Raw genomic sequence first — 8,017 nt, forward strand, 5'->3', positions numbered from 1 at the left:
AGCCGCGCCGCGCAGGGGACATAATCAGCTCACACATCGGATGTCTGTTGACTATTAACTGTTGACTGTTGAGGCGAGGTCCCCATGGCTGTCACCGACGAGGCCATCGAGAAGATCAAGGGAATGATCGTCTCGGGTGCGCTGCGCCCCGGCGACCGGCTGCCCAAGGAGAGCGAACTCGCCGCCGACCTCGGCCTGTCCCGCAACTCCCTGCGCGAGGCGGTACGCGCGCTCTCGCTGATCCGCATCCTCGACGTGCGCCAGGGCGACGGCACGTACGTGACCAGCCTGGACCCGCAACTCCTCCTGGAGGCCCTGAGTTTCGTCGTCGACTTCCACCGCGACGACACGGTCCTGGAGTTCCTCGCGGTACGCCGCATCCTCGAACCGGCGGCCACCGCGATGGCCTGCGCCCACATCACCGAGGACGAACTGGGCACGCTGACCCGGCAGTTGGACGATCTGGGGGACGCCCCGTCGGTGGAGGAGCTGGTCGTCTGCGACCTGGAGTTCCACCGCGGCATCGTCCAGTCGTCCGGGAACTCCGTCCTGTGCTCCCTCCTGGACGGCCTGTCCGGGCCGACCACCCGGGCCCGCGTCTGGCGCGGCCTGACCCAGGAGGACGCCGTCAGCCGTACGCTCCACGAGCACCGCGCGATCCTCACGGCGCTGCGCGACCGCGACGCGGAGGCCGCCAGGTCATGGGCGACGGTGCACGTCGCGAGCGTGGAGCAGTGGCTGCGGTCCACGCTGTGACGCCGCCGGACCCATCTGTGTGACGCCGCCCACCCCGCACCCGAACCGGCCGTTTCCCGGCGCCGGGCGTGGGCAGTGATCACGCACTCCCCCACGCAAGGGGGCTGCGGAGGGCCCCCGCCGACGCCGTAAGGTTGGGGCGTACGCAAGGGAACGTCGGAAGGAGGCCTGGGTGATCGAGCTCGAGGGAGTTCCCGAGCTGGTCGACCCGGTCATGGTGGCCGCGTTCGAGGGCTGGAACGACGCCGGTGACGCCGCCTCCGCCGCGGTCGCGCACCTCGACAAGGAGTGGAAGGGCGAGGTGTTCGCGGCGCTGGACGCCGAGGACTACTACGACTTCCAGGTCAACCGCCCGACCGTCTGGCTCGACGACGGGGTCCGCAAGATCACATGGCCGACGACCCGGCTCTCGGTGGTCCGCGTCGGCGGCGACAAGCCGCGTGACCTCGTCCTGGTCCGCGGGATCGAACCGTCGATGCGCTGGCGGTCGTTCTGCAACGAGATCCTCGGCTTCGCGCACGAGCTGGGCGTCGAGCTGGTCGTGATCATGGGGGCGCTGCTCGGCGACACCCCGCACACCCGCCCCGTCCCGGTCAGCGGCGTGACGTCCGACGCCGACCTGGCGCGCACCATGGACCTGGAGGAGACCAAGTACGAGGGTCCGACGGGCATCGTCGGCATCCTCCAGGAGGCGTGCACGCACGCGGGCGTCCCGGCCGTCAGCCTCTGGGCCGCCGTCCCGCACTACGTCTCGCAGCCGCCGAACCCGAAGGCCACGCTCGCGCTCCTCAACCGCCTGGAAGACCTGATCGACCTGCGCATCCCGCTGGGCGAGCTGGCCGAGGACGCGCGCGCCTGGCAGCTGGGCGTGGACCAGTTGGCCGCCGAGGACAGCGAGGTCGCCGAGTACGTCCAGTCCTTGGAGGAGGCGCGGGACACCGCCGAGCTGCCGGAGGCGTCGGGCGAGGCCATCGCCCGGGAGTTCGAGCGCTATCTGCGGCGACGTGACGGCGCGGGTCCCACCGGCCCTGGTGGTCCGGGCGGTCCGGCCCAGGCGGGCGGTCACGCGACGGACGGCGGTGAGAGCGGGACGTATCTGCGCGACACCCCGAGCGACCGCACCCGCCCGCCGAAGCCGAAGCCCACGCAGCGGCCCGGCCAGGGCACCGAAGGTCACGGCGCCGACGGGGCGGTCGACGAGGGCCGGACCGAGAGTGATGGCGATATCGACAGCGAGGTCGACGGCGAGGGCTCCGACCCGTCCGATTCCTCGGACGACTGAGGGCTTTCTCTTCGCCAATGGGGCGGTTCCCGCAAGGGAGCCGCCCCATTGCGGTACCCGTGGCCGAATTGCTCGGGTTGCACGGGGTTCCCGTTTCAACTTCCCCTCAAACACCGTTGCTCAAAACAGGGGTGGACGGTTCGGTCCGCGAGGAGCAGGGTGTGCCCCGAAGGCGCCGCACAGCGCCCGGCACGGCACCCCGAAGGACCGAAGGGAGCGGTGAAGCGATGACCGACCAGACAGACCCGGCACGAGAGCCGGGAGCCGGCGGGCCGGGCCCCGACGGGGCGGGATTCACCTACCGAGGAGCCGAGCAGGAGCTGATCGTCGTGGCCCGGCCCGAGGCCCGGCTGCGCGCCGCCGAGCGCGAGGTCCGCTCGGCGTCCGGCTCCGACGTGTCGGCCCTGAACATGTTCCTCTCCGACGAACAGCTCGCCCTGGAACCGCTGTTCGGCAACGAGGAGCGACTGCGGGCCGTGGCCCCCACGGGCATCGCCGAGGACGACGTGCCCGACCTCGCCCTCTTCTACCGTGTGCGCGGCGGCGAGGACCGGGCGCAGGAGCTGCGCTCGCGGATGGCGGCACTGCCCGGCATCGACACGGCGTACGTCAAGCCGGGCGCCGTCCCGACCTCCATCGACCCCTCGCCGACCGGGCCGCCCGACATCGACGAGGCGTCCTCGCGCCGCAAGGAGGGCATGCCGGTCACGCCCGACTTCACCGGCCGCCAGGGGTACTTGAACCCGGCCCCCGAGGGCGTCGACGCCCGCTGGGCCTGGCAGCGGCTCGGCGGCTCCGGCGAGGGCGTCACGGTCATCGACGTGGAGGGCGACTGGCAGCTGCGCCACGAGGACCTCGCCGCCAAGCTCTCGGGCGTCGTCCTCGGCACGCCCCTCCAGGACCTGGCCTGGCGCAACCACGGCACCGCGGTGATCGGCGTGATCGGCGGCGACCGCAACGGCCTCGGCGTCAGCGGTATCGCGCCGGACGCCGTGACGGCGGCCGCCTCCTTCCAGCCGCTGGGCACGGCGGCCACCATCCACGCGGCGGCCGAGCGTCTTGACCGCGGCGACATCATCCTGCTCGAACTGCACAGGCCGGGGCCGAGCTTCGACTTCGAGCCGCGCGACGACCAGAAGGGCTACATCGCTCTCGACTGGTGGCCGGACGACTACGCCGCGGTGCGCCACGCCACGGCGAAGGGCGTCATCGTGGTGGGTGCGGCGGGCAACGGCGCCGAGTCCCTGGACGACGCGGTCTACGAGCGCAGGCCGGACGGGTTCCCGTCCTGGTGGCGCAACCCGTTCAACCCCTCCAACCGCTCGTCCGGCGCGGTCCTGGTGGGCGCGGGCGCACCGCCCCCCGGCACGCACGGCCGCGACCACGGGCCCGACCGCTCACGGCTCGCGTTCTCCAACTACGGCGCCCGCGTCGACGCACAGGGCTGGGGCCGCGAGACCACCACGACCGGCGGCTTCTGGGACCGGCCCGGCGATCTGCAGGGCGGCGCCGAGGAGATCGCCTGGTACACGGACACGTTCTCCGGCACGTCCTCCGCGTCACCGATCGTGGTCGGCGCCCTGGCCGCGCTGCAGGGCATGCTGAAGGCCTCGGGCCAGCGGCCGATGACGCCGGAGCGGGCCCGCGATGTGCTGCGCTGCACGGGCTCGCCGCAGCAGGACGCGCCGGGCAGGCCCGCGTCGCAGCGGATAGGCAACCGCCCCGACATCAAGGCGGCGGTCACGAAACTGCTGCCGTCGACGGTGGGTTCGGGGATGGCGGAGCGGTACTGGGACGAGCTGCTCCCGTATCCGCCCGAACTCCCGCCGAGGCTCCGGCTGTTCGTCGCCGGGCAGTGGCGCAACCTCGACAACCCGTCCCCCGAGGCGCGCCAGGCGGTGCACGCCGCCTTCGCCGGGGGCCGGCCGGACGTACGCGTCTGGTACACGGACGACGAGGTCGTCGGCCTGGTCATCACGGGCTGACGGCAATACCAGCACGGGCTGAAGGACACAACGATTGAGGGAAGGTGGCACCCGCATGAGCACCACCCCACAGACGAGTCAGTCGGGTCAGCGGCACCAGGGCCCGAGCACAGCCCCGCCGCAGCAAGGACAGCAGCAGTTCCAGCAGCACTTCGGCCCCCAGCAGGGGCAGCAGGGCATGCAGGGTCAGCCGGGCATGCAGGGCCAGGGCATGCAGGGCCAGGGCATGCAGGGCCAGGGCATGTACGGCGGTGGCCAGGGCACGCAGCAGATGTCGCCGCAGCTGCGCCGGCAGATCCAGCAGCTCGGTCAGCAGCAGCCGTTCCAGCAGCTGCTCCAGCAGTTCGGCCAGGAACAGCAGCGCATCCCGCAGGAGCAGGCGCCCGAGATCTCCACCCAGGCGCTCGCGTCCAACGTCGCGACGGCGTTCTGGGACGTCGTCCAGCCCCTGCCCGGCCAGGCGTCCACCCTCTATCTGTACGTCGACGACGCCTGGCGGGCGTACATCGACCCCAGTGACCACACCCACGACGAGGTCCAGGAGGCGTTCGCCTTCGGGCAGCAGGTGATCGGCTACTACGACACCGCCAACCCGTCGTACCTGCTGGCCATCGTGGTCACCAGGTGACCCACGCGCGGGTCGCGCATCCCGCGTGAGCACACGGCGGCGCCGGGCGGAGACCTCCCCGCCCGGCGCCGCTCCCCGCTTCCCGCTCCTACGCGCAGGCGAACCTGGCCGCGGCCCAGTCCGCGTGGTCCCCGCTCTTGGAGCCGTTGGTGTCCGTCACCTTGAGCTCCACGTGCCGGGCGCCGCGCACGTCGACGTCGACCGGAACGGTCGCCGAGGCGCCCGTCACCTTCGGGGAGGTCCACAGCACCTTGCCGTCGGCCTCGACCGAGAAGGCCACCTCTCCGTAGCCGTTGATCTCGTCGTCGATGCCCACGTCGGCGGTGAACTTCGAGCAGCGCCCGCCCGGATGGACCTCGATGACGGAGTCCGCGTGCGTGCCGATGCCCTTCTCGTACGTCTTTCCGGCGAGCGTCAGTGTGCGGCCGTCGCCGGCGCCCGACTCGCCGTTGGAGCGGTCGCGTTCGGCGGGCCCGTAGCCGTTGGTGGACTTCAGCCACACCATGTCGCTCGCCCATGTGTCCTTGTCGGGCGCCTCGGGCATCACGCCGAGCGCGAACCGCTGGTGGGCGGTGCGCTCCTGGCCGGCCGAGCGGTAGCGGGCGGTCGCGGTGAGCGGCTGTTCGCCCGGGTCCGCGGCCTTGGCAGGGGTGACGTCCACCTCGACGCGGCGCGTGGTGCCCGCCGGGATCCGGTCGGCCCTGGCGGCGGCGACGGTCCACCCCTCGGGCGCGTCAACGGTGACGTCGACGCCGGTGGCGTCCTTCGTGCCCGCCGTGACATCGACGGCGACCTTGCCGGGCGTGCCCGCACCGAGCTCCTGGCCCGCGGGGACGCTCACGGCGGCGGCCGCTCCGGGCACGGCGCCGCCGACGGCGCTCGTGTCATCGAGGATCAGCTCGAAGGCACGGTCGGTGCGCCGGGCAGGCGTCTTGACCTTCACCACGCCGCCCCGGTCGTCCCGGTCGTAGAACCAGCCCCGCGCGGCCTTCTCGTACGCGCCCTTCGACGCGAGGCGCGGCAGCCCTCGCCCCTCCAGCTCGACCCGGCTCGGCGCGTCCCCGGTGTGCACGGTGAACGCGTAGGCCCGGCTGCTCTGCTTCCCCCGGAACTCACCCCTGCTCGCGCCGATCCGCACGCTCACGTCGCCCGCGCCGGAGCGCGGCGCCCGCACGTCGGCGCGCTGCGTGGCATACGCGCCGTCGCGGTGCCGCCGGGTCACGCCGTCGTCCTCGTACAGCTCGAAGGAGGACCTGCCCTGCGGGTAGATGTCCCAGGCGAGCGGCGAGTCCGCCTTCCGGTCCTCGTACGAACGGATGCCGCCCGGCCACATCGGCACGCTCGCGCCGCCCTTCACGAAGAGGGGCAGCGTGTCGAGGGGGGCGCTGTAGCCGTCGACGGTGGTCGGTCCCTGGTAGGTGCGGCCGCTCCAGTAGTCGGTCCAGGTGCCCTTGGGCAGGTAGATGCCGTCGCGGGTGGTGGTGTCCTTGTGGACGGGTGCGACGAGGAAGTCCTCTCCGGTCAGGAACTCGTACTTGGCGGCGTCGGTCGCGGCCTTCGGGTCGTCCGGGTATTCGAGCGCCAGCGGCCGCACGGCGCCCACGCCGGTCTCCGTCGCCTCATGGGCGTACGAGTACAAGTAGGGCAGCAGCGACTCGTGGAGCTTCAGGTACTTGCGGTTGATGGAGGTGTAGGGCTCGCCGTACCGGAAGGGCTGCTTATCGCCGGCGGCCCAGCCGTCCATCGTCATCGTGACGGGCAGGAACATCTTCCACTGGAGGTCCCGTACGTACGTCTTGGGGCTGCCGCCGAAGATACCGTCGACGTCACCGGTCGTGTACGCGAGCCCGGACATGGTCGACCCGGCGTACGTCGGGATCTGCCAGCGGATGTACTCCCAGCTGCCGCTCTGGTCGCCGGACCACTGCACGCCGCAGCGCTGGGCGCCCGACCAGCTCTCCGGGGCCCAGGTGAAGCCGCGGGCGTCGCTGTTGTCCTCGATGCCCTTGTACGCGTCCTTGCAGCCGTCCAGCGCCTTCTTGTAGCCGTCGCCGACCCAGGCGACGTCGAGCTTGGCGACGCGCTGGCCCGCCTCGACCTGCTCGGCGATCTTGTCGAGGCCGTCCTCGGTCCACAGCCCCATCTTCATCTTGCGGTCGGCCAGCCCCTTGGAGGTCTCGGCGAGATTCTCGTACCCGCAGCCGTAGCCGTCGTTGACGAGCATCCAGCCGTTGGGCATGTCGTGCTCGACGTAGCCGTCGGCGACCTTGAGGGAGTCCAGGGTGTGGCGTTCACCGCGGTTGGCGTTGTGGAGGTAGCAGTCGGCGTCGCCGATCTCCATGCCGTAGATGGGCGGCAGGAAGGGCTTGCCGGTCAGCTTGGTGTACTGCCCGATGACGTCCTTGGCCGCGTCGGCGCCGCGCCCGGCGAAGTAGTAGGCGTCGAAGCGCTGCTCCTTGGCGGTGGCGGCCACGGGCTCGGCGAAGTCGTACGTGTTGGGGGCGTAGGTGTTCCGGAAGACGCCGTACCCCGCCGAGGACAGATAGAACGGCACGGAGTTGGGATGCCCCCCGTCGTTCCACTCATAGTCGACGCTGACCTCGACCTTCTTGCCGCGGTGCGAGGTGTTGCCGCGGCCGTTCTGCATCCCGGCGCCGTAGAACTGCTCGTCGGCGCCGCGTGCGAGGCTCTGCGTGGTGCCGTCCTTCGTCCAGGAAAGCCCCTTGGACTCGGCCCACAGCCGGGTGCCGTCGGCGCGGTACAGGGCGAAGCGCAGCGGGGACTTGTAGGCGCGCAGCGTCACCTTGGAGGTGCTGAGCTCGTAACGGTCGCCCTTCTCCGCCCACTTGGTGCGCGGCGCCCGGCCCTGCGGCAGGACGATGTCCTTGCCCGTGGGGTCGGTGAACTTCCCGTCGGGGGCGAGTTCGAGCCGGAAGGTCTCCGTGGAGACAAAACTGACGCGGGCCTCGGCGTCGCCCGCCGTCAGCCGGTAGACGGGCCCTTCGGCCTCGAAGCCGGTGATGTCACCGACCGTGGTCGCGGGCTCGTCCGCGGCCTGCGCGGCACCACCGCCGGGCACCGCGAACGCCGCGAGCAGGCCCAGCAGGGCGGCGGCGACCGCCGATCTGAAGCGCGTGGGAGATCTCATGGCGGAGGTCTAGCGCGGCGGCGTGCCCCGGGGCCATGGACTTTACTGGGCCGCTCCTGGATTTCCGGAGCGGCCCATTCGGCGCTGCCGCGCCGGACGGGCTACGGGCACCCGTCCGGGACGAAGGGTTAAAGCCCGTCCCGGACGAAGGGTTAAAGCCCGTCCCGGACGAAGGGTTAAAGCCCGTCCCGGACGAAGGGTTAAAGCCCGTCCCGGAC

General features: G+C 71.5%; 5 protein-coding genes. 4 read left to right on the plus strand and 1 reads right to left on the minus strand.

From position 1 onward, the window contains the following. The first annotated feature begins 84 nt into the window (after positions 1 to 84). The 4 genes from ACWDVB_RS13495 to ACWDVB_RS13510 all read left to right on the plus strand — a co-directional run bounded on the left by ACWDVB_RS13495 (position 85) and on the right by ACWDVB_RS13510 (position 4,651). Positions 85 to 756: a FadR/GntR family transcriptional regulator gene (locus ACWDVB_RS13495; protein WP_451519202.1), complete on the plus strand. Its 672-nt coding sequence runs from the start codon at positions 85 to 87 to the stop codon at positions 754 to 756. Between the two features lie 172 nt (positions 757 to 928). Beyond that, positions 929 to 2,038: a PAC2 family protein gene (locus ACWDVB_RS13500; RefSeq protein WP_451519203.1), complete on the plus strand. Its 1,110-nt coding sequence runs from the start codon at positions 929 to 931 to the stop codon at positions 2,036 to 2,038. 227 nt (positions 2,039 to 2,265) lie between these two features. Then, positions 2,266 to 4,023 carry a S8 family peptidase gene (locus ACWDVB_RS13505; protein ID WP_451519204.1) on the plus strand — a complete coding sequence of 586 codons (1,758 nt, stop codon included), beginning with the start codon at positions 2,266 to 2,268 and terminating at the stop codon, positions 4,021 to 4,023. A gap of 55 nt (positions 4,024 to 4,078) precedes the next feature. Continuing rightward, on the plus strand, positions 4,079 to 4,651 hold the full coding sequence (locus ACWDVB_RS13510) for a hypothetical protein (protein ID WP_451519205.1): 573 nt from the start codon (positions 4,079 to 4,081) through the stop codon (positions 4,649 to 4,651). 88 nt (positions 4,652 to 4,739) lie between these two features. Here ACWDVB_RS13510 and ACWDVB_RS13515 read toward each other — a convergent pair whose 3' ends face one another. Further along, complete coding sequence (locus ACWDVB_RS13515; protein ID WP_451516812.1) at positions 4,740 to 7,799, minus strand: NPCBM/NEW2 domain-containing protein; 3,060 nt, start codon at positions 7,797 to 7,799, stop codon at positions 4,740 to 4,742. Between the last annotated feature and the right edge of the window lie 218 nt (positions 7,800 to 8,017).

This window comes from Streptomyces sp. NPDC003379 (assembly GCF_053589195.1).

What these genes read in the sequence shown, in the direction of transcription:
- ACWDVB_RS13495 (WP_451519202.1), top strand. Translation starts at nt 85, where the DNA reads ATGGCTGTCACCGACGAGGCCATCGAGAAGATCAAGGGAATGATCGTC.
- ACWDVB_RS13505 (WP_451519204.1), top strand. Translation starts at nt 2,266, where the DNA reads ATGACCGACCAGACAGACCCGGCACGAGAGCCGGGAGCCGGCGGGCCG.
- ACWDVB_RS13510 (WP_451519205.1), top strand. Translation starts at nt 4,079, where the DNA reads ATGAGCACCACCCCACAGACGAGTCAGTCGGGTCAGCGGCACCAGGGC.
- ACWDVB_RS13515 (WP_451516812.1), bottom strand. Translation starts at nt 7,799, where the DNA reads ATGAGATCTCCCACGCGCTTCAGATCGGCGGTCGCCGCCGCCCTGCTG.